This window comes from Nocardia crassostreae, assembly GCF_001613405.1.
Taxonomy (GTDB): Bacteria; Actinomycetota; Actinomycetes; order Mycobacteriales; family Mycobacteriaceae; genus Nocardia; species Nocardia crassostreae.
Genome location: NZ_BDCH01000017.1, coordinates 371,396 through 391,246, shown reverse-complemented (window position 1 = coordinate 391,246; position 19,851 = coordinate 371,396). Strand labels below are relative to the sequence as shown.

Annotated in this window: 14 protein-coding genes and 3 pseudogenes; 9 read left to right on the top strand and 8 right to left on the bottom strand. The window is 67.7% G+C overall.

Annotated features, from left to right (window positions below; all coding sequences use genetic code 11):
- The first annotated feature begins 35 nt into the window (after positions 1-35).
- From NC4_RS18285 to NC4_RS18275, 3 genes and pseudogenes are all read left to right on the top strand, one after another.
- A complete protein-coding gene (locus tag NC4_RS18285; protein ID WP_067539944.1) occupies positions 36-491 on the top strand; it encodes a helix-turn-helix transcriptional regulator in 456 nt (151 codons plus the stop codon).
- 5 nt (positions 492-496) lie between these two features.
- On the top strand, positions 497-907 hold the full coding sequence (locus NC4_RS18280; protein ID WP_067539946.1) for a VOC family protein: 411 nt from the start codon (positions 497-499) through the stop codon (positions 905-907).
- 16 nt (positions 908-923) lie between these two features.
- Positions 924-3,297: pseudogene (locus tag NC4_RS18275) on the top strand (ATP-binding cassette domain-containing protein).
- Here the strand turns inward: NC4_RS18275 and NC4_RS42800 are convergent.
- Together NC4_RS42800 and NC4_RS42795 are read right to left on the bottom strand one after the other, a co-directional pair.
- On the bottom strand, positions 3,294-4,172 hold the full coding sequence (locus NC4_RS42800) for a diacylglycerol/lipid kinase family protein (RefSeq protein ID WP_245721759.1): 879 nt from the start codon (positions 4,170-4,172) through the stop codon (positions 3,294-3,296). The pseudogene NC4_RS18275 and the gene NC4_RS42800 overlap by 4 nt on opposite strands.
- 197 nt (positions 4,173-4,369) lie before the next feature.
- Positions 4,370-4,645: pseudogene (locus NC4_RS42795) on the bottom strand (phosphatase PAP2 family protein); the annotation flags it as partial.
- A gap of 351 nt (positions 4,646-4,996) precedes the next feature.
- Here NC4_RS42795 and NC4_RS18265 point away from each other — a divergent pair.
- Positions 4,997-8,467, top strand: coding sequence for a serine/threonine-protein kinase (locus tag NC4_RS18265; RefSeq protein ID WP_067539614.1), 3,471 nt, complete (start codon positions 4,997-4,999; stop codon positions 8,465-8,467).
- A gap of 10 nt (positions 8,468-8,477) precedes the next feature.
- On the opposite strand, the gene NC4_RS18260 is transcribed toward NC4_RS18265, so the two are convergent.
- Positions 8,478-8,936: a winged helix-turn-helix transcriptional regulator gene (locus NC4_RS18260; RefSeq protein WP_218021209.1), complete on the bottom strand. Its 459-nt coding sequence runs from the start codon at positions 8,934-8,936 to the stop codon at positions 8,478-8,480.
- A gap of 84 nt (positions 8,937-9,020) precedes the next feature.
- Between NC4_RS18260 and NC4_RS39140 the strand changes: the two genes are divergently transcribed.
- Positions 9,021-10,238, top strand: coding sequence for an MFS transporter (locus NC4_RS39140; RefSeq protein WP_245721758.1), 1,218 nt, complete (start codon positions 9,021-9,023; stop codon positions 10,236-10,238).
- Here NC4_RS39140 and NC4_RS18250 read toward each other — a convergent pair.
- Positions 10,136-11,731, bottom strand: a complete 1,596-nt coding sequence (locus NC4_RS18250; protein WP_245721757.1) for an MFS transporter — start codon at positions 11,729-11,731, stop codon at positions 10,136-10,138. The genes NC4_RS39140 and NC4_RS18250 overlap by 103 nt on opposite strands.
- A gap of 92 nt (positions 11,732-11,823) precedes the next feature.
- On the opposite strand from NC4_RS18250, the gene NC4_RS18245 reads away from it, so the two are divergent.
- Positions 11,824-12,294, top strand: coding sequence for a MarR family winged helix-turn-helix transcriptional regulator (locus NC4_RS18245; protein ID WP_067539600.1), 471 nt, complete (start codon positions 11,824-11,826; stop codon positions 12,292-12,294).
- Positions 12,295-12,361: 67 nt separating this feature from the next.
- Complete coding sequence (locus NC4_RS18240; protein ID WP_067539597.1) at positions 12,362-13,108, top strand: metallophosphoesterase family protein; 747 nt, start codon at positions 12,362-12,364, stop codon at positions 13,106-13,108.
- 27 nt (positions 13,109-13,135) lie between these two features.
- Here the strand turns inward: NC4_RS18240 and NC4_RS18235 are convergent, their stop codons facing one another.
- A complete protein-coding gene (locus NC4_RS18235; RefSeq protein ID WP_067539594.1) occupies positions 13,136-13,768 on the bottom strand; it encodes a TetR/AcrR family transcriptional regulator in 633 nt (210 codons plus the stop codon).
- Between the two features lie 60 nt (positions 13,769-13,828).
- Between NC4_RS18235 and NC4_RS18230 the strand changes: the two genes are divergently transcribed.
- Both NC4_RS18230 and NC4_RS18225 read left to right on the top strand, forming a co-directional pair.
- Positions 13,829-15,109, top strand: a complete 1,281-nt coding sequence (locus NC4_RS18230; protein WP_067539591.1) for an FAD-dependent oxidoreductase — start codon at positions 13,829-13,831, stop codon at positions 15,107-15,109.
- 40 nt (positions 15,110-15,149) lie between these two features.
- Positions 15,150-16,046, top strand: a complete 897-nt coding sequence (locus tag NC4_RS18225) for an alpha/beta fold hydrolase (protein ID WP_067539588.1) — start codon at positions 15,150-15,152, stop codon at positions 16,044-16,046.
- Here the strand turns inward: NC4_RS18225 and NC4_RS18220 are convergent.
- The 3 genes and pseudogenes from NC4_RS18220 to NC4_RS18205 form a co-directional block, all read right to left on the bottom strand.
- Positions 16,047-17,585 (bottom strand): annotated as a pseudogene (locus NC4_RS18220) (carboxylesterase/lipase family protein).
- Positions 17,582-18,910 carry an MFS transporter gene (locus tag NC4_RS18210; protein WP_067539579.1) on the bottom strand — a complete coding sequence of 443 codons (1,329 nt, stop codon included), beginning with the start codon at positions 18,908-18,910 and terminating at the stop codon, positions 17,582-17,584. The pseudogene NC4_RS18220 and the gene NC4_RS18210 overlap by 4 nt, the downstream one beginning before the upstream one ends.
- 81 nt (positions 18,911-18,991) lie before the next feature.
- Positions 18,992-19,831, bottom strand: a complete 840-nt coding sequence (locus NC4_RS18205; RefSeq protein WP_067539941.1) for an amidohydrolase family protein — start codon at positions 19,829-19,831, stop codon at positions 18,992-18,994.
- Positions 19,832-19,851: the final 20 nt, after the last annotated feature.

The window sequence follows — 19,851 nt, the reverse complement described above, 5'->3', positions numbered from 1 at the left end:
GACCCCCGGCCCTCCGATGTGGGACGATCTTGCAGGTGAGCAACCGGACCGGTACTCAACAGCATCTGCAGGATCTGGCTCGGCTGCGGCGGGTCAAGGATCGGATCGATCGGGAATACGCGCAGCCGCTGGATGTGGAGCGGCTTGCTCGGGACGCGCATATGTCGGCGGGGCATCTCAGTCGGCAGTTTCGGGCGGCGTATGGGGAGTCGCCTTATTCGTATTTGATGACGCGGCGGATCGAGCGGGCCATGGCGTTGTTGCGGCGGGGGGATCTGAGCGTGACCGAGGTGTGTTTCGAGGTGGGGTGTTCGTCGCTGGGGACGTTCAGTACGCGCTTCTCCGAACTGGTCGGCGTGTCTCCGAGTGTGTACAAGCGGGAGGCGGAGGCGGAGCGGACCACGGCGGGGATGCCGTCGTGCGTGGCCAAACAGGTGACCAGACCGGTCAGGAATCGAGAAGCATCGGTCTTCGGGCAGCAATTAGCGTGATCGGCATGGACATCAGAATCAGCGAAAGCTACCTGCCCCATACCGACCCGGACGCCGCCATCACCTTCTACCGCGACATTCTGGGGTTCGAGATCCGCAGTGACGTCGGGTTCAGCGGGATGCGCTGGATCGCCGTCGGCCCGCCCGGCCAGCCCGAGATCGCCATCGTGCTGCATCCGCCGGCCGCCGATCCGGGCATTACCGATGAGGAGCGCAAGGTCATCGAGGAGATGATGGCCAAGGGCACCTACGGCGGCATCAATCTGGCCACCCCGGATCTCGACGGCGTCTTCGAGAAGCTCCAGGGCAGCGGCGCCGAGGTGGTGCAGGAGCCCACCGATCAGCCCTACGGCGTGCGGGACTGCGCCTTCCGGGATCCCTCGGGCAACATGATCCGCATCAAGCAGCTGGGCTGAAAGGGAGTACCGACGCATGAGCCCTGCCACGAAGAAGAGCGCCGCCACGGACAGTCACGATCTGATCCGCGTGCACGGCGCGCGCGAGAACAATCTCAAGGACATCAGCATCTCGATTCCGAAGCGCCGGCTCACGGTGTTCACGGGCGTCTCGGGCTCGGGGAAGAGCTCGCTGGTGTTCGCGACCATCGCAGCGGAATCGCAGCGGCTGATCAATGAGACCTACAGCGCCTTCGTGCAGGGCTTCATGCCCACGCTGGCACGGCCCGATGTGGATGTGCTCGAGGGACTGACCACCGCGATCATCGTCGATCAGGAACGGATGGGCTCCGACCCGCGCTCCACGGTCGGCACCGCCACCGATGCCAATGCCATGCTGCGCATTCTGTTCAGCCGCCTCGGCAAACCGCATATCGGGTCGCCGCAGGCGTACTCCTTCAATGTGGCCTCGATCAGCGGTGCGGGCGCGGTCAGCATCGAGCGCGGCGGGCAGACGGTCAAGGAGCGGCGCAGCTTCAGCATCACCGGCGGCATGTGCCTGCGCTGTGAGGGCCGCGGCTCGGTCAACGATATCGATCTGACCCAGATCTACGACGAGAACAAGACGCTCAACGAGGGCGCGCTCACCGTGCCCGGCTACAGCATGGACGGCTGGTACGGGCGGATCTTCAGCGGCAGCGGCTTCTTCGACATGGACAAGCCGATCAAGAAGTTCACCAAGAAACAGCTCAACGATCTGCTCTACAAGGAGCCGACCAAGATCAAGGTCGATGGCATCAACCTCACCTACGAGGGCGTCATCACCAAACTCCGCAAGACCACGCTGGCCAAGGACGTGGACTCGCTGCAGACGCACGTGCGCGCCTTCGTGGAACGCGCGGTCACCTTCCAGATCTGCCCGGAATGCGAGGGCACCCGGCTCAACAAGGAGGCCCGGTCCTCGAAGATCGAGGGCATCAGCCTTGCCGACGCCTGCGCCATGCAGATCAGCGATCTGGCCGAGTGGGTCGGCAAGCTGAAGGAGCCCTCGGTCGCGCCGCTGCTGGAATCGCTGAAGCATACGCTCGATTCGTTCGTGGAGATCGGGCTGGGCTATCTGTCGCTGAACCGGCCCTCGGGCACGCTGTCGGGCGGTGAAGCGCAGCGCACCAAGATGATTCGCCACCTCGGATCCTCGCTCACCGATGTCACCTACGTCTTCGACGAGCCCACCGCCGGATTGCACCCGCACGATATCCAGCGCATGAACAATCTGCTGATCCAGTTGCGGGACAAGGGCAATACGGTGCTCGTGGTCGAGCACAAGCCGGAGACCATCGTGATCGCCGACCACATCGTCGATCTCGGTCCGGGCGCGGGCGCGGCGGGCGGCGAGGTCTGCTTCGAGGGCAGCGTCGACAAGCTGCGCGCCAGCGGCACCATTACCGGCCGGCACTTCGACGATCGCGCCACGCTCAAGGACGCGGTGCGAAAGTCCAAGGGCGCATTGAAGATTCGCGGCGCGAAGGCGAACAACCTGCGGAATGTGAATGTTGACATCCCGCTCGGGGGTGCTCTGCGTGATCACCGGAGTGGCGGGCTCGGGCAAGAGTTCGCTCATCCACGGCTCCATTCCGGCCTCGGAGAACGTGGTCTCGGTCGACCAGACGCCCATTCGCGGTTCCCGGCGCAGCAATCCGGCCACCTACACCGGCCTGCTCGAGCCGATCCGCAAGGCCTTCGCCAAGGCCAATGGCGTGAAACCCGCACTCTTCAGCGCCAATTCCGAAGGCGCCTGCCCGAACTGCAATGGCGCGGGCGTCATCTACAGCGATCTCGCCATCATGGCTGGCGTCGCCACCACCTGCGAGGTCTGCGAGGGCAAGCGCTTCCAGGCCGAGGTACTGGACTACAAGCTCGGCGGTCGCGACATCAGCGAGGTCCTCGCCATGTCCGTCGCCGACGCCGAGGAGTTCTTCGGCTCCGGCGCGGCCCGCATCCCCGCCGCCCACGCCATCCTCGAACGCCTGGCCGACGTCGGTCTCGGCTACCTCACCATCGGCCAGCCCCTCACCACCCTGTCCGGCGGCGAACGCCAGCGCCTCAAGCTGGCCACCCACATGGCCGACAAGGGCGGCGTCTACATCCTGGACGAGCCCACCACCGGCCTCCACCTGGCCGATGTCGAAAACCTCCTCGCCCTCCTCGACCGCCTGGTCGAATCCGGCAAGTCCGTCATCGTCATCGAACACCACCAGGCCGTCATGGCCCACGCCGACTGGATCGTCGACCTGGGCCCCGGCGCGGGCCACGACGGCGGCAAGATCGTCTTCGAAGGCACCCCCGCCGACCTGGTGGCCGCCCGCTCCACCCTGACCGCCGAACACCTCGCCGCGTACGTCGACGCCTAGGAGTCGCGGGCCAGGAGGCGGGCGAGGGGGCGGCGGTGGTGGGGGCGGTGGTGGGGGCGGTAGCGGTCGGCCCAGCGGGGGTTGTCCTCGTTGCGGCGGTAGGCGGAGACTCGGCCAGCGACGCTGAAGCGGAGGTGGGTGCCGTCGCCGATGACCTCGCCGTCGGCGGCTACCGCTTGGGGTTCGGTCAGGTCGACCAGGAGTTCGCGTACCTGGCGTTCGCCGTAGACCTTGCTGTGGCCGACGGCGGCCAGGGCGAGGGCCAGGACGGCGCGGGTGCGGGAGAAGCGGAGGTCGGCGCGCAGCCAGCGGACGTCGAGCAGGCCCTCGTCGAGGCGGGAGCGGAAGGCGGGGACGGCGCCGTGCGGATGGTAGGGGTCATTGCCGACGAACAGGAACCAGACGTCGTGCCAGCGGTCGTCGATGCGCACGCGGATGGGGGTGGCGCGGCGCAGGGTGACCACCAGGGCGGCGGCGAAGGCGGGCCATTTGCCCCAGCGCTCCTGCCATTTCTCGCGCAGCCGCACCAGATCCGGATACGAGCCGAGGCTGGCGGTATTGATCCAGTGGTGGGTGCGAATGCCGTCGGGGGCATCGAATTCCACGCCCGCGATATCGACCGCCACGGCCTCTCCGGCGCCGGTGGCGTCCACGACCTCGCGCAGATCGTAGACGCCCAGGTCGCGGGCGAAATGGTTGAGCGTGCCGGTCGGTATGACGACCAGGGGCAGCTTGTGCCGCACCGCGACCGCGGCCGCGGCGGCAATGGTGCCGTCGCCGCCGGCCGCGCCCACCGCGACCAGGCGGTCCGGGTGCGCGGCCAGGGCCTCTTCGAGTTGTTCGGTGCAGTCGCGGCCGGGTTCGGTGCGCAGCACCAGGGCGGCGGGCAGCGCCGTGGCGATATCGAGGGTCGGGTCGTAGTACTGATCGCCCGAGATGGGTTCACCGCCAGCACCAGGCCGTGCCCGTCCGCCAGGACCGGTGCGTGGGCCTCGGCCTCATCGGATTCGCGCACCGGCCACCAGCGCCGGGTGGCCAGTGCGACGCCGGAGCCGATGGCCGCGCCGACCAGCACGTCGGAGGGCCAGTGCACCCCGGTGTGCACGCGCGAGTACGCGACGGTCGCCGCCAGCGGCGCCACCGCCAGCGCGGTGCGCGGGCTCTCCAGGGCGACGGCGGTGGCGAAGGCGGCCGCGCACGCGGCATGCCCGGACGGGAAGGACGAGGAGGTCGGCGCCTTGACCAGTCGCCGATGCGCGGGCAGTAGTTCGGCGGCCGGGCGGCGGCGCACGAACACCGACTTCAGGACGAAATTCACCAGCACCGAGGCGCCGCCGACGGACACCATGCCGCGCAGTGCGGCCCGCCGCGTCGATCCGGTCTTGGTGGCCAGCAGCGCGGCGGTGACGGTCCACAGCACGCTGTGATTGGCCGCGGTCGTCAAGCGCAGCATGCCGCCGTCCATCCCGGACTTGGGCATCCGGGCCACCATCCCGGTCACCGATCGATCGACATGACCCACCCTGCGGAACTTCCGCCTCAACCGCGCACTCACCCTCCCGACCCTACCGACCTTGACGGCCAGCGCATTTCGTACCTCCGGCAAATCCAGACCGCCCTGTTTGCTGGACCACTGGGCGCAATGCCCGATACGGGAATATGCTTGAGGTAACCGGCTGGTAGTTGTATCGAGGTTGCCGTGGCGTATATCGATCCGCTCTCCACGCAACGTTCGCCGACCTCCGGATTCGCGGCGGAACTCGAGGCTGCCGGGTTCGCCGACGCCATCGAGATCGGGCGAGGCGGTTTCGGCGTCGTGTATCGCTGCTTTCAGGCTGCCCTGGATCGGATGGTGGCCATCAAGGTGCTCACCGCCGATCTGGAATCGGAGAACCTGGAGCGATTCGTTCGCGAGCAGCTAGCCATGGGGAAGCTGTCCGGACATCCCAACATCATGAGCGTGTTCGAGGTGGGCTCCACCGCGACCGGGCGGCCCTACATCGTCATGCCGTATCAGGCGCACGGTTCGCTCGATGCCCGGGTCGCCGAACAGGGTCCCGTCAGCTGGCAGGAAGCGGTGCGCATCGGGGTGAAGATCTCGGGCGCGCTGGAGACCGCGCACCGGCGCGGCATGCTGCACCGGGATGTGAAGCCCGGCAATATCCTGCTCACCGAATACGGCGAACCGCTGCTCGGCGACTTCGGCATCGCCCGGCTGGTGGGCGGTTTCGAGACGACGGCCGGGACCATCACCGGCTCGCCCGCCTTCACCGCACCCGAGGTCCTGCAAGGGCAGACGCCCGATGCCACCGCGGATGTGTACAGCCTGGCCTCGACGCTGTTCTGCGCCAGCACCGGGCACGCGGTCTTCGAGCGCCGCAGCGGTGAGCAACTGGTGGCGCAGTTCGTGCGCATCACCAAGCAGCCCATCCCGGATCTGAGCGGCGCCGGACTGCCCGCCGATCTGACCGAGGCCATCGAGGGCGCCATGGCCCGCGATCGCGCGAAACGGCCCGGCACCGCAGCCGAATTCGGGGAGATGCTGCGCGAGGTGCAGGAGCGGCACGGACTGCCGCCGGACGAAATGGCGATACCGCTGCCCGCCGCCGAACCGGTCGGCCACCGCCCCGCGCCGACGCCGACCGGATCCAATCGGCGGCGCGGGACCTCGTCGGCGCGGGTGACCCCGCCGGTTCCGGCCACCCGGTTGCGGCCGCCGGTGCTCACGCGGGCGCTCGTCGACCGGGAGCGATTGCTGGATCGGCTGCGGCAGGGGAGCGGGCGGCGGCTGGTGGTCATCCACGGCCCCACCGGTTTCGGCAAGACCACCCTCGCCGCGCAATGGGCGGCGGCGCTGACCGCCGAGGGCACGTCGGTGGCCTGGCTGACCGTCGATCACGACGACAACAATGTGGTCTGGTTCCTGTCCCATCTCATCGAGGCCATGCGCGCCGTGCGGCCCTCGCTGGCGCGTGAACTGGGCGAGCTGCTGGAGGAGCACGGCGACGAGGCGGAGCGTTTCGTGCTAACCTCGCTGATCAACGAGATCGACCGGCGCGGTGAGCAATTGGTGGTCGTCATCGACGACTGGGATCGCGTCACCGATCCGGCCACCACGCACGCGCTGCGGTTTCTCATCGAGGGTTGCAGTCCGGCAGTGCAGACGGTGGTGACCAGCCGCCGCCAGACGGGGCTGCCCATGAGCTCCATGCGCGGGCGCGACGAACTGGTGGAAATCGGCACCGCCGCACTGCGTTTCGATATCGACGAGACCTACGCCTTCCTGGTCGAGCTGAGCGAGCTGGAGCTGGATCGCGGGGATGTGGAGGACCTGTGCGAATCCACCGGCGGGTGGATCGCGGCGCTGCAACTGGCGGTGCTGTCGCTGCGCGGCAGTGACGATCCCGCGCACTTGATCGGGCATCTGACCGGTCGCCATCACGCCATCAGCGAATTCCTGGCCGAGAACGTCCTGGACACCCTCGAACCCGGGACGCTCGACTTCATGGTGGCGACCTCCATTACCGAACGCATCTGCGGCGAACTGGCCACCGCGCTCACCGGGATTCCGGACGGGCAGGGGCTGCTGGAGCACATCGAGCAACAGGATCTGTTCCTGCGCAGGCTCGATGGCGGTAAGTGGTTCCAATATCACCGGCTCTTCCAGGATTTCCTGCAGCAGCGCCTGGAACACGATCTGCCCGAACGCATCGACGATCTGCATCGCGCGGCCTCGGAATGGTTCGCCGCGCACAAGCATGTCAGCGAGGCCGTCGATCACGCCCTGCTCGCCGGGGAGGAGCAGCGGGCCGTGGAGATCGTGGAGCGCGACGGCATGTCGCTGCTGGAGTACGGGCAGATGGCCAGCCTCATCGGGCTGGTCAACAAGTTGCCCGCCACGGTCATCGACACCCATCCGCGCCTGCAACTGGATCTGGCGTGGGCCAATATCCTGCTGCACCGCGCCGGTCCGGCCGAGCGGGCGCTACGGCTGGCGGAGGCGAATATCGATCACGGCGGGCTCGATCCGGAGGTCGCGGCGCTGCTGTGCGCCGAGGCCGGGGTCGTGCACGCGGTCATCACCGTGCGCGCCGATGTGCTCGCGGGGGTCGAGGACATATTGGCGCCCTGCTTCTTCCGCGCCGACGACCTGTCCCCGTACGTCATCGCCATCGGGGCGAATGTCGCGAGCTTCGCGGCCGGGTACCGCTATGACTTCGACGAAGCGCTGCGCATCCAAGAGTGGTCGGCCCCGTATATGCGGCGCAACAAGGGTTTCTACAACAATGTGCACGGCTTGTGTTTTCTGGGCGGCGAGGCCAGCCTGCAACTCGATATCGCCGGAGCCGAACAGTACTTCCGCAAGGCGATGAAGGTCGCCAAGCAGTCCGGAGGCAGTCACTCCTATGGTGCGCGGCTGGCCGGATCTCTGCTGGGGGAGCTGCTCTACGAGCGCAATGAGATCGTCGAGGCCGAACGGCTGCTCGACGAGGGCTACAAACTCGGGCCCGATGCCGGGGTGGTGGATTTCAAGTTGGCCCGGTATGTGGTGGGTGCACGGATCAAAGCTCTGCTGGGTGATCGCAGTGCTGCTATTCGCCGCCTCAACGAGGGCGCCCGCGTGGCGCATTCGATGAACCTGCCGCGGCTGCGCGCCGAGGTCGAGAACGAGCGGCTGCGGCTGGGGCTGCCGCCGCACCCCGAATTCGGCCCGCTGCCCGTGGTCGACTATCACAACCGCCGGACCCCGGTCGACGCCATCGACGAATTCACGGTTCTCTACGAGGAATTCACGTCGATTCGGCTACTGCTGGCCGAGGAGACTCCGGACAGCATCGCGCTGGCCTGTACGTGGGCGCGGGAGTGGGTCGACAAGCTCGAATCCGTGCACCGCCCACGGGAACTACTCAAGGCCCGCCGCCTGCTGGTGGCCTGTCTGGCCGCCGCCGGGCGCGGCGGTGAGGCGAAGACCCTGCTGGCTACCATAACCGCCCAATGCGCCGACCTGGGTTCGGTGCGCTACATCCTCGACGGCGGCCCGCACGTGGTGGCCCCCCTCGCCGCCCTGCAGGCGGACCAAACCTCGGGCCGCTGGCATCCCGAGTGGCCGCATGTTCCCGCTGCTTTCCTGCAAGCGCTCGTGGATGCCCATGCTGCGCAGACCATCTGAGCAGGACTGTTCAGTCCGCGCCCACCTTGCGGACTCGGGTGGTGTCCGAGGTGGCGGGGGTGCCCGCGAGGGTTTCGGGGCGTAGTTCGGGAAGCGGGGTGTTGGTGGCGTCGACGAGGGTCGAGTGGGATTCGCCGTCGCGAAAGGCGTGGCGTTCGCCCCATTGACGCAGGGCGACCACGGTGGTGAAGAGGTCGCGCCCGGCCGTTGTGAGCTCGTAGGTATGGCGTTTGCCGCCGGGGGCGGTGGCCGGGACCAGGATGCCGTGCTCGACGAGTTTGCGCAGGCGGTCGGCGAGGATATTGCGGGCGATGCCCAGCCGCTGCTGAAACTCGGTGAAGGCCGTCGCGCCGTCCATGGCATCGCGCACGATCAGCAGGCTCCAGCGGTCGCCGACCAGGTCGATGGTGCGGGCGACGGGACAGGTGGGATCGGTCCACTCGCGGGCCGGGGCCGGGGTCGCCGACATGGGCATCTCCTCCTGATCGGTTGCGATTTGAAACCATTATGCCTTACCTTAAATTGGTTTCAATTTGCTACCGATGGAGGTGTGGTGTCGACGGGAATCATGGCGGCGCAGCGATTCGTGCTGGCGTTGGTCTGCGCGGTGGCGGTGGCGACGATCTATGCGATTCAACCGATCCTGGAAGCGGCGGGCGGTGAGCTGGGGCTGAGCTCCGGAGCGCTCGGAGTGCTGGTCGCCGCGGGGCAGATCGGGTATTTCGCCGGGCTGGTCCTGCTGGTTCCGCTCGGCGATGTGGTGAATCGCCGGAGGCTGATCGTCGTGCATCTGATGCTCACCGCGCTGGGGTCGGCGATGGTGGCGGGTGCTCCCAATGGCGTTGTCGCGGTGGCCGGTTTGGCGGTTGCGGGTGTGTTCGCGGTGGTCGTGCAGGTGACGGTCGCCTATGTCGCCGCGGTCTCGGAACCGGGGGAGCGGGGACGCAATATCGGCGCGGTCACGTCGGGGGTGGTGCTCGGGATCCTCGGGGTGCGGATGCTCGCGGGCGTGTTGGGGGAAGTGGTCGGGTGGCGGGCGGTCTATGCGGTGCTCGCGGTGCTGTGTGTGGCGTTGGCGGTGACCGTTCGGGTGAAACTCGCTGCGGATGAGCGGGATTACAGGGCGGGGGGATACGGGCGGGTAGTGGCGGGACTCGGGCGGGCGGTGTGGACCGATCGGCTGTTGTTGGGGCGTGGGGTGATCGGGTTGTTTCTCTTCGCCTCCTTCGGGGTGCTCTGGAGTGGGCTGGCCCTGCCGCTCGGGGCCGCGCCGTGGGAGCTCGGTACCGCGGAGATCGGGCTGTTCGGGTTGGCGGGTTTGGCAGGGGCGTTGGGCGCTGGGCGGGCTGGGCGGTGGGCCGATGCTGGCCGCGCTCAGGCGATTACCGGCTGGTCGCTGGGGCTGCTCACCGTCTCCTGGGTGCTGATCGCGTGTCTCGGGGTGAGTCTGTGGGTGCTGGTGGCTGGAATCATCCTGCTCGACTTCGCCGTTCAGGCGGTGCACGTCAGCAGTCAGCATTTGCTGACTGCCGCGCATCCCAGCCGCGCCAGCAGTGTCATCGGGGCCTATATGGCTTTCTATTCGGTCGGCTCGGCCCTCGGGGCGGTTACGACTACCTGGGTTTACAGCGGTTGGGGGTGGGTGGCTTCGTGTGGGGCCGGTGCGGTCTACTCCTTGTTGGCATTGGCGGTGTGGGGGCTGACGCGGGTGCGTGGGGACAGGAAAGCTGTTGCGGCCAAGGCGATCAGCAGTAGTCCGGCGCAGATGTAGCTCGAGATGCCGATACCGGTGCTCATGGCCGACCGCGCCGAGTCGGCGACGGTGGCCGTGGCCGGGTCGGCGGACAGGGTGGGAATGACCGCGCCCGCGCTCTCGGTGACCGTATGGCTCAGTTCGCCGGGGGCCGGGTGACCGGCGTCGGTGAGGCGGTCTCGGACGCCGGTGCCGAGCAGGCTGAAGAAGACGGTGGTCAGCAGGGCGATGCCCAGGGCGGAGCCGAGTTCGCGGGCGGTGCTCTGGATTCCGGAGCCCTGGCCGGAGAATTCGGCGGGTACCTCGGCGAGCACGACATTGGTCACCTGGGCGGTGGCGAAGCCGACGCCGATGCCATAGAAGAACAGGGCGATGGCAATGGCCCACCAGGCGGTGCCGGTTCCGGCGATCAGGCCGAGCAGAGCCAGCCCGGCCGCTTCCAGGAGCAGGCCGATGCGCACCTGGGTGAGGGGTGCGGCGGTCATGCCGAAGCTCGCGCCGCTGGCGCAGAAGCTGCCCGCGGCGAGCGCCACCAGGGCCAGGCCCGCCTGTAATGCGCTGTAGCCCAGCGTGAACTGCAACCACAGCGGCAGGATGGCGATGATGCCGAATTCGCCGAGGCCGACGATCAGGGTGACGGCATTGCCGGTGCGGAAGGAGCGGATGCCGAACAGGCGCACATCCATGAGCGGTTCGCCGCCGGTGCGCGTCAGTGTGGACTGTCGCCGCCAGCATGCGTACAACGCGAGACCGGCGGCCAGGAAGGCGAGCAGGACCGGTGATGGTCCACTGCGCCAGGCAAATTCGCCGATGGTCAGCGGTGCGACGGTGTGCAGCCAGCCGTAGGCGCGGCCCTCGATCAGGGCGAAGGCGAGCAGTCCGAGGCCCGTGATCGACAAGGCCGCGCCGAGGTGGTCCACCCGGCCCGGAATGCGCTGCGGGGCGGGGAGATAGCGCAGCACGCCGACGGCGATCAACACCACGAGTGGGATGTTCACGCCGAAGGCCCAGCGCCAGGAGAAGTCCGCCAGCCAGCCGCCCAGCAGCGGCCCTATGGCGGCGGCCGCTCCGATGGTCGAGCCCCAGATTGCGAAGGCTTGGCCGCGCGCCTTACCGGTGAAGCTCGCGTTCACCAGTGCCAGCGAGGTCGGCAGGATCAGTGCGCCGCCGATGCCCTGGAGGAATCGTGCGGCGATGAGCAGTTCGCCATTGGGTGCGAGAGCGGCGAGCAGGCTTGTCAGGCCGAAGACGGTCAGGCCGATCAGGAAGATTCGCCGCGCGCCGTGCAGATCCGACAGCCGCCCGGCGAGCAGCAGCAGAGCGGCGAAGACGATGGCATAGGACTCCTGGATCCACTGCGCCTCGATCGAGGTGATGCCCAGGTCGTCGATGATCGGCGCGACGATCACATTGACGATCGTAATATCCACCACGATCAGCGCGACGCCGAGCGATACCGCGATCAGTCCCAACCACACCCGCCGTGCGGGCGCCTCTGTTTCGGTGGTCAATGTACCTCCATGATAAAGTAAATTTATCATGAAGCTAAATCGGAGACGGGTAGGTTGTCAATCCGATCGAAAATGACGAAGGAGGAATCCGGATGGCGGGGCAGTCGCCCGAAAGCATTGCGGCACAGCGAGAACGGCTGGCCGAAGCACTACAGGCCTACGGTGCGGCCTTCACCGAACTGGGCCGCCGGTTCGCCGTGGCGCTGAATGTGCACTCCACGGATGCGTTCGCCTTGCTCGAGATCGCCTCCGCCGAAGCCAAGGGCGGCCCGATCTCGCCCGCTCAGCTGAGCAAGCGCATCGCGCTGACCTCGGGCGCCATGACCGCGCTGTTGAATCGGCTCGAGCAGGCCGGGTACATCACCCGCACGCGCGAGCACTCCGATCGCCGGGTCGTCACCTTGCGGGCGAGTCCGCTGGTCAAGGAGTTGGGCGACGACTTCTTCGGTCCGATCAACGCGCAGCAGGATGCGGTGCTCGCCGAGTATTCGCCCGCTGTGCTGCGTCAGTTCGAGGCTCTGCTGGCGAGCCTGCGCGGCGCGATCGAGGACTACAATCGCTGACTGCATAGTTATTTGAAGTCGCGGAAATCTATTTACATCCGCCGGATTGCCGCCTACGCTCCGGGCAATGGTGAGAATCGCTGTGCTGTCGGATGTCCACGGCAATACGCTCGCGCTCGCGGCCGTCCTCGCGGAGATCGACCGGCAGCGCGTCGATCTCACGGTGAACCTGGGCGATATCGCCTCCGGCGGCGTCGATCCCCGGGGCACCTTCGACCTGCTGCGGCGGCGGCCCGAAATCATTACGGTGCGCGGCAATCACGAGCGGCAGGTGCTCACCTTCGCCGCGGATCGGATGAGCCGGTCCGACCGGCTCGCCGCCCGCCTCGCCACCCCCGATGATCGCGTTTGGCTCGAAAGCCTGCCCGTCACAGCCGAACCCGCGCCGGGCGTGCTCGCCTTCCATGGCAGTCCGGCCGACGATCTCTGCTATCTGACCGAAACCGTCGAGCCGACCGGCCTGCGCGAGGCGACCGACGCCGAGATCGTGGAGCGCCTCGGCGAAACCTATGGCCGCCACCGGGTTTACCTCTGCGGCCACACTCACCTGCAACGCACTCGCCGACTGCCCGACGGCTCCCTGGTGGTCAATCCCGGCAGCGTCGGCTGGCCCGCCTACGACGACGACCATCCGTATCCGCACCTGGTGGAACCCGGCACGCCGCACGCCCGATTCACGATTGTCGACGACAATGAACCATTCTGGACCGCAGTCGAATTCGCCCTCGAGTACGACAACGAAGCGGCGGCGCGCAGCGCCGAGGCGAACGACCGCCCCGACGTCGCCCGCGCCCTGCGTACCGGCCGGGTCTGATTCGTTCGGACCGTCTCGACGGCGCGTTCAGGCCCGTAGGTGGCGGATGATGCGCTGCAATTGCTCGGTGTAGAAGCGCTGGAATTCGGGGGAGTCGGGGTTCAGGCCCGTTACCCGGCGAACGGCCTGGGGCAGGACCGTAGGGACCATGGCTGCGCCCATGACGGTGAGCAGAAACGCGCCGGGGTCGATATCGGCGGGGAATTGGCCCTCGGACTGGCGGCGGCGCAGGTCCGAGAGGTCTTCGGGGGCGTAGTCGATGGGTGGGGCGCCGCTGGATTCGGCCAGGCCCTCCCAGGCCAGTAGGCGGCCCATGCGGGAGTCCTCGAAGCCGTTGTGGAGGTAGGCGGCGGCGAGTTCGTCGAGGGCCAGGTCGGGGGCCGCGAAGCCGCCTTCCATTTGCAGCCATTGCTGCTGGAGGGCCTGGTAGAGGCCGTCCTTGCCGCCGAAGTAGTAGGTGATGAGCTGCTTGTTCACGCCTGCCCGGTCGGCGATCTCCTGGACGCGCGCGCCCGCGAAACCCTTGGCGGCGAAGACATCCAGGGCCGCGGCCAGGAGTCTGCCGCGGGTGCGTTCGGCATCTCGCTGCCGTTCGTCGGCGGTGGGGACGAGTCGGGAGCGGCGGCCGGGGCCGGTGTCTTCATTCGTCTGATCAGCCATAACAAGGTGCAACTGTACTCGTGGTTTGACACAATCATCCAAGTGGATGATTATTGCGGCATGTCGAAGAACACTTCAGAAACCACCATTGCCATTGCCGGAGCCGGACTGAGCGGGTTGTGCCTGGCGCAGTCGCTGCTGGGCGCCGGATTCGACGTCCGGGTGTACGAGCGGGACGCTGCTCCGCACGCCCGGCGTCAGGGCTACCGCATCACCACCGACGAGCACGGGATCGAGGCATTGCGGCAATGCCTGCCGCCGCGGCTGTTCGAGCTGTATCTCGCCACCGCCAGTGATACCCGCGCGGGCGGGCACTTCCGCTTTTTCGATCAGCGCATGCGGGAGATCTTCAGCCTCACCTTCGAGGGCGATCCGACCGGGGAGGATCTTACCAAGCCGCGGCAGTCCGACCGGCAGACACTGCGGGCGTTACTGCTCGACGGTCTCGAGGATCGCGTGCATTTCGGTAAGGCCGCCGAGCGTATCGAGACCGACTCCGAGGGCGCGACGCTCCATTTCACCGACGGGTCGTCGGTGCGGGCCGATCTCGTGGTCGGCGCGGATGGCGCGAATTCACCCCTGCGCGAGCAACTTCTGCCGGATTGCGCGCCGAAGGGCACGGGGATGACCGCCGTGTACGGCTGCTCCCAGCTGATTCAGGACGGCGCCGCGCTGGTCCCGGCGGCCCTGGCCGACAGCGGGGTGCTGTCGGTGGGCGCACCCGGATCGGCGTTCTTCTTCACCACCATGCCGTTCAAGGAATCTCCGGCGAAAGCCTTCGCCCGCTTGGCTCCCGCGCAGCGCCCGCCCGTCGAGGACGACTACGTCATGTGGGCGATCATCTTCCCCGACAATGCTTTTCCGACCGACGCGCGGCTCGACAGCACCGCGCTGCACGGTCTCGCCCTGGCGGGCTCCCGCGAATTCCATCCCGTGCTCCAGCGTTTGGTGGAGCGTGCCGATGTCGACTGCACCCTCGCGGTCCCGCTGCGCGCGTCAACCAAGCCCGCTCACTGGCAGGCGTCCCGCGCCACCCTCATGGGCGATGCCGTCCACACCATGCCGCCCTTCGGCGCGCACGGCGGCAATACCGCCCTGCGTGATGCGGCCTTGCTGAGCGAAAAGCTCCAGGCGGCAGCGCGAACCGGCGCCTCGATCGAGTCGGCGGTCGCGGCCTATCAGCAGGAGATGCTCGCCTACTCGTTCAAGGAGGTGGAGGCTTCCGAGAAGATGATGACCCGCTTCACCACCCGCAATCCGATCCTGCGCTGGGGTATGATGCGCGTCGCCCCGTGGATCCAGTCGCTGCGCGGTAAATCCCTCGATCTCGAAGCCGCTTGACCCGGCCCTGCGCCACCGCATCCGCCGCTATCGTGAGTTCATGTCTCGCGCCGCCGATACCGTCTCCGTCGCGCCGCCGGTCATCCCGGGCGTGACCCGCTCGTTCGTCGAAGCCCGGGGTGTTCGTTTCCACGTGACCGAGGCCGGTGATCCCGAGGGCCGCCCCGTGGTGCTGTTGCACGGCTGGCCGCAGCATCACTACGCCTATCGCGATCTGCTGGCCGACCCGCCCGCGGGGCTGCGCATCATCGCGCCCGACCTGCCCGGCTACGGCTGGTCCGGTCCGGCTCCGCATCGCTGGGCCAAGGAGGACGTGGCCTCGGATGTGCTTGCGCTCCTGGATGTTCTGGGATTAGACCGGGTGCTGCTGGTCGGCCACGACTGGGGCGGTTTCATCGGGTATCTGATGATCTTGCGCGAGCCCGAACGCTTCTCCGGGTATCTGGTCCTCAATATGGCGCACCCCTGGGTCCCCGCGAAAACCCTGGCCCGCAATGTCTGGCGCTTCCTGCTGTATCAACCCTTGATCGCCGCGGCCGGTGTCCCGTTGCAGCAGCGCACCCGATTCCTGGAGCGGATGTTCGTCACCGCGCTCTCCGACCGCGGCGCCCTCACGCCCGACCAGGTCCGCATCTTCTCCGATCGTTTCCGCGATCCGGTCTGCGCCCGCGCCGCCACCGACACCTACCGCACCTTCTGGCTGCGCGAAATCCCGGCCTCGACGCGAACTCCCGAACGCCGCCGCGGCGCCATTCCCATTCGTGCGCTGTTCGGCGTCGACGATGCTGCGGTCCACCACACCCTGGCATCGGCCGCGACCGCACGCGCCGACGATTACACCCTCGAACTTATCGCGGGCTGCGGGCATTTCGTCGCCGACGAACGCCCCGATCTGGTCCGCGCGCGCCTGCTGGAGTTGGCCGCGGCCACCAAGTAGTCAGCAGACCGCGGCGGGATCGGCGGCGGCCCAGGCCAGGCGGCGGGCCGCCGGGAGACGATCGTCGATCAGGTGCGGCCGGGCGTCGAAGGACATGCAGGCGCGATTCTCCGGGGTGAAGGACGGCCAGGCGGGCAGCTCCGGCGCCGACGGGTTTCCGGTGTGGGCGAAGGCCGCGAAGGTGGAGATCATTGCGGTGGAGAGGGTGCGGGCGGTGGCCGGTTCGGTGAGATCGGCGGGGTCGAGATTGCCGAAGGTGTACGGGACGTCCGCGCCGTGCACCGGCCCCCGGGGACCCGCGGCGGGGTAGTCGAAGGTGTACTTCCAGACGGATGCGCCTGTGCGCTGGGCGTTTTCGGCCAGCCAGACCGAGGGCATGACGGCGAACCAGCCGCTGAGGATGTCGTTCAGCGGGGTGTGGCCGTCGATCGGGGTGCCGTCGTAGACCTCGAGCAGGTGGTTCCAGGTTCGATCGCCCACCGCCTGGCGGGCTTGGGTCTCGAAGCGGGCGCGATTGGTCGGGTTGATCAGGAACAGGTCGGCCTCCTTGTCGCAGGTGCCGATCAGAAGATCGATGCTGCCGTCGAGCGTCCGCAATGGGTGATCGGTGAGAACGATGTCGTCGATGACGTGTGGATAGGGTTCCAGCAGTTGGGGATCGGTGCGCGCCGTGGCCGAGGCTTGCAGCAGGTCCTGGGCGGGGACGTCCATGAGTTGTGTGGGATCGGTCAGGTTGAGGGTTTTCAGGACGGCCGTGGTGGTGAGCGCCGCGAACTCCGGTGTGCGGACGGGGCGGGGGCCGCCGCTGGAGAGGATGGCGCGGTGGAACAGGCGGCGGGCGGAGCGGATGCCCAGTAGCGGGCCGATGGACATGGCGCCCGCCGATTCGCCCATGACGGTGACGTTGTCCGGATCGCCGCCGAAATTGGCGATATTGTCGCGGACCCAGTTCAGGGCCGCCATCTGATCGAGGAGGCGCAGGTTGCCGGATCCCGGTTTGCCGGGCTGGTAGAGACAGCCGAAAGCGCCCAGTCGGTAGTTGAGGGTGACCAGCACACAGCCGCGGGCGACGAATGGCCTGCCGTCGAAGGCCGAGTCGCCACCGGTGCCCGCGACGAAAGCGCCGCCGTGAATCCAGACGATCACCGGGCGCTTGCCGTCGGTCGCGGGCGACCACACGTTCAGGTTGAGACAGTCTTCGCTCTGTGCGGAAGCCTCGGGTGCGTTCGGCAGCAGCGGCACTTGCAGTGCGGCGAAACCGAATTAGGTGGCGTCGCGAATGCCGGTCCAAGGTTCGGCGGGCTCGGGCGCGGCGAAGCGGCGGGCACCGGTGGGCGGGGCCGCGAAAGGAATGCCCTTCCAGACCACCATGCCCTCGGACGCGATGCCGCGGACCGCGCCGTGGCGGGTCTGCGCCACGGTCGACGAGGCCGGATCCTTACCGCACGCCGCGTTCAGCGCCAGGCTCGCCGCGCTCAGCCCGGCCAGGGTGAGGAAGCGGCGCCGGCTCGGTGCGCCGCTGGGGCGGCCGTCGATCATTTTCTCTCCCATTCGAATTCATTGTCGGCGACCGGCTCGGACAATTGCTCGTGCCGGGTCTCCGACAGCACCAGGACGCACACCACCGACAGCAGCGCGAAGGCGGCGACGACCAGTGAGACGCCGATGGTGTTGTTGCCGAACGATTTCTGCATGCTCGTGAAGATCAAGGGTGCGACGCCCGCGCCGATACCGGCGAGCTGATAGCCCAGCGAGGTGCCGGTGTAGCGGGAGGAGGTCGAGAACATCTCGCTGCACAGTGCCGCCAGGGGACCGTACCAGGCCGGATGCAGAATACACACGCCGATGACGAGCGCGATGAGCAGCATGGTCCAGCTGCCGGTGCGGATCATGGGGAACAGCGCGAAGGCGAACAGGCCCAGCGCGACCGCGCCCGCCAGGATGACCGGGCGGCGGCCCACCCGGTCGGTCAGGCCCGCCCACACCGGAATCAGCACCACCGAGAAGGCCGAGGCGATGGTGAGCGCGTTCAGCACCGAAGGGCGGGCGAAGCCCACGCTCACGGCGTAGGCGACCACGAAGGTGGTCAGCGTGCTCTGCGCGATGAACGCGCCCAGGTCGACGCCGACGGTCAGCAGCAGTTTGCGCCAGTGGTTGCGCAGCACGTCGAGCAGCGGGAAGCCGTGATCCTGCCCGGACTCCCGCAGCTGTTCGAACGCCGGTGTCTCGCGCACGCTCAGCCGGATGTAGAGCCCGACCGCCAGCAGTCCCAGGCTGAGCAGGAAGGGAATTCGCCAGCCCCACGACAGGAACTGCGCATCGGTGGTGAGACCGGCGGTGGCCGACATGACCGCCGTCGACAGCACCAGGCCCGCCGGTGCGCCCGCATTGGTGAAGCTGGCCCACAGCCCGCGCCGCGAGGTGGCGTGCTCGGCGGTCATGAGCACCGCGCCGCCCCATTCGCCGCCCACCGCGTTGCCCTGCACCACGCGCAGCAGGGTCAGCAGCAGCGGGGCCCACAGGCCGATGGCCGCATAGGTGGGCAGCAGGCCGATGGCGGTGCTCACCCCGGCCATGAGGGTCATGGTCAGCACCAGCATCCGCTTGCGGCCGAGCCGATCGCCGAAGTGCCCGAACACGATTCCGCCGAGGGGGCGCGCCAGATAGCCGGTCGCGAAGGTGGCGAAGCTGGCGAGGGTGGCGGTCAGCCCGTCCAGGTGGGAGAAGAAGACCTTGCCGAAGACGACCGCGGAGGCGGTCGAGTACAGCATGAAGTCGTAGTACTCGATGAGGCTGCCGGTGAAGCTGGAGGCCACGACCCGGCGCATATGGCTGCGCGCGTCCGCGGTGGAAGTTGTTGACATGGGGGAGCTCCCAGAGGTGACACAAAAAGATCAGGGTTCCTGATAGTCAGGTACCCTGATGATTGTGCTGTGTGGTCCAGCTCACGTCAAGAGGCCGAGCAACCCGGCGGCATTGCCCTTGAAAATGCCGGGCAGCACGTCGTCTTTCAGGCCGAGCGTGGCGAAATCGGCGAGCCAGCGCTCGGGCGCGATGAGCGGATAATCGCTGCCGAACAACACTTTTCGGCGCAGCATGCCGCCCGCCGCCTTGACCAGTTCGGCCGGGAAGTACTTGGGCGACCAGCCGGACAGGTCGATGAAGACATTGGCCTTGTGGGTGGCCATGGAGATGGCCTCGGCCTGCCAGGGCACCGACGGGTGCGCCAGAATCACTGTCAGACCGGGGAAGTCGGCGGCGATGTCATCGAGCAGCAGCGGGTTGGAGTAGCGCAGTTTGATCCCGCGGCCGCCGGGCAGGCCCGCGCCGATGCCGTTCTGGCCGGTGTGGAAGAGCGCGGGCATGCCCAACTCCTCCAGGGCCGCCCAGAGCGGATTGAACTGTGGCTCATTGGGTGCGAACCCTTGCAGGCTGGGATGGAATTTGAAGCCGCGCACGCCGTGGTCGGTGACCAGCCGCCGGGCCTGCTCGATCGCCGCCGCGCCGCGCAGCGGATCCACGGAGCCGAAGGGGATCAGCACATCCGCGTGCGCGGCCGCCCGCTCGGCGATCTCCTCGCTCGAAATGGCCGGGTGGCCGGTGGCAGTCGAGGCATCGACGGTGAACACCACCGCCGCCATACCCGCCGCGCGATAGCGTTCGGCAATATCGTCCACCGTCGGCGTGCGATTGTCCGAGGACTTGAAGTAGGCCGCCGACGCGTCCATCAACTCCTGATCCAGGGAGAGGCACCCGTGGTGATCCTGTTCGATGTGGACGTGCATATCGAGCGCGGTGATGGCGT

What these genes read in the sequence shown, in the direction of transcription:
- NC4_RS18280 (WP_067539946.1), top strand. Translation starts at nt 497, where the DNA reads ATGGACATCAGAATCAGCGAAAGCTACCTGCCCCATACCGACCCGGAC.
- NC4_RS18260 (WP_218021209.1), bottom strand. Translation starts at nt 8,936, where the DNA reads ATGTCGGCGACCCCGGCCCCGGCCCGCGAGTGGACCGATCCCACCTGT.
- NC4_RS18245 (WP_067539600.1), top strand. Translation starts at nt 11,824, where the DNA reads ATGGCGGGGCAGTCGCCCGAAAGCATTGCGGCACAGCGAGAACGGCTG.
- NC4_RS18240 (WP_067539597.1), top strand. Translation starts at nt 12,362, where the DNA reads ATGGTGAGAATCGCTGTGCTGTCGGATGTCCACGGCAATACGCTCGCG.
- NC4_RS18235 (WP_067539594.1), bottom strand. Translation starts at nt 13,768, where the DNA reads ATGGCTGATCAGACGAATGAAGACACCGGCCCCGGCCGCCGCTCCCGA.
- NC4_RS18230 (WP_067539591.1), top strand. Translation starts at nt 13,829, where the DNA reads ATGTCGAAGAACACTTCAGAAACCACCATTGCCATTGCCGGAGCCGGA.
- NC4_RS18225 (WP_067539588.1), top strand. Translation starts at nt 15,150, where the DNA reads ATGTCTCGCGCCGCCGATACCGTCTCCGTCGCGCCGCCGGTCATCCCG.
- NC4_RS18210 (WP_067539579.1), bottom strand. Translation starts at nt 18,910, where the DNA reads ATGTCAACAACTTCCACCGCGGACGCGCGCAGCCATATGCGCCGGGTC.
- NC4_RS18205 (WP_067539941.1), bottom strand. Translation starts at nt 19,831, where the DNA reads ATGCACGTCCACATCGAACAGGATCACCACGGGTGCCTCTCCCTGGAT.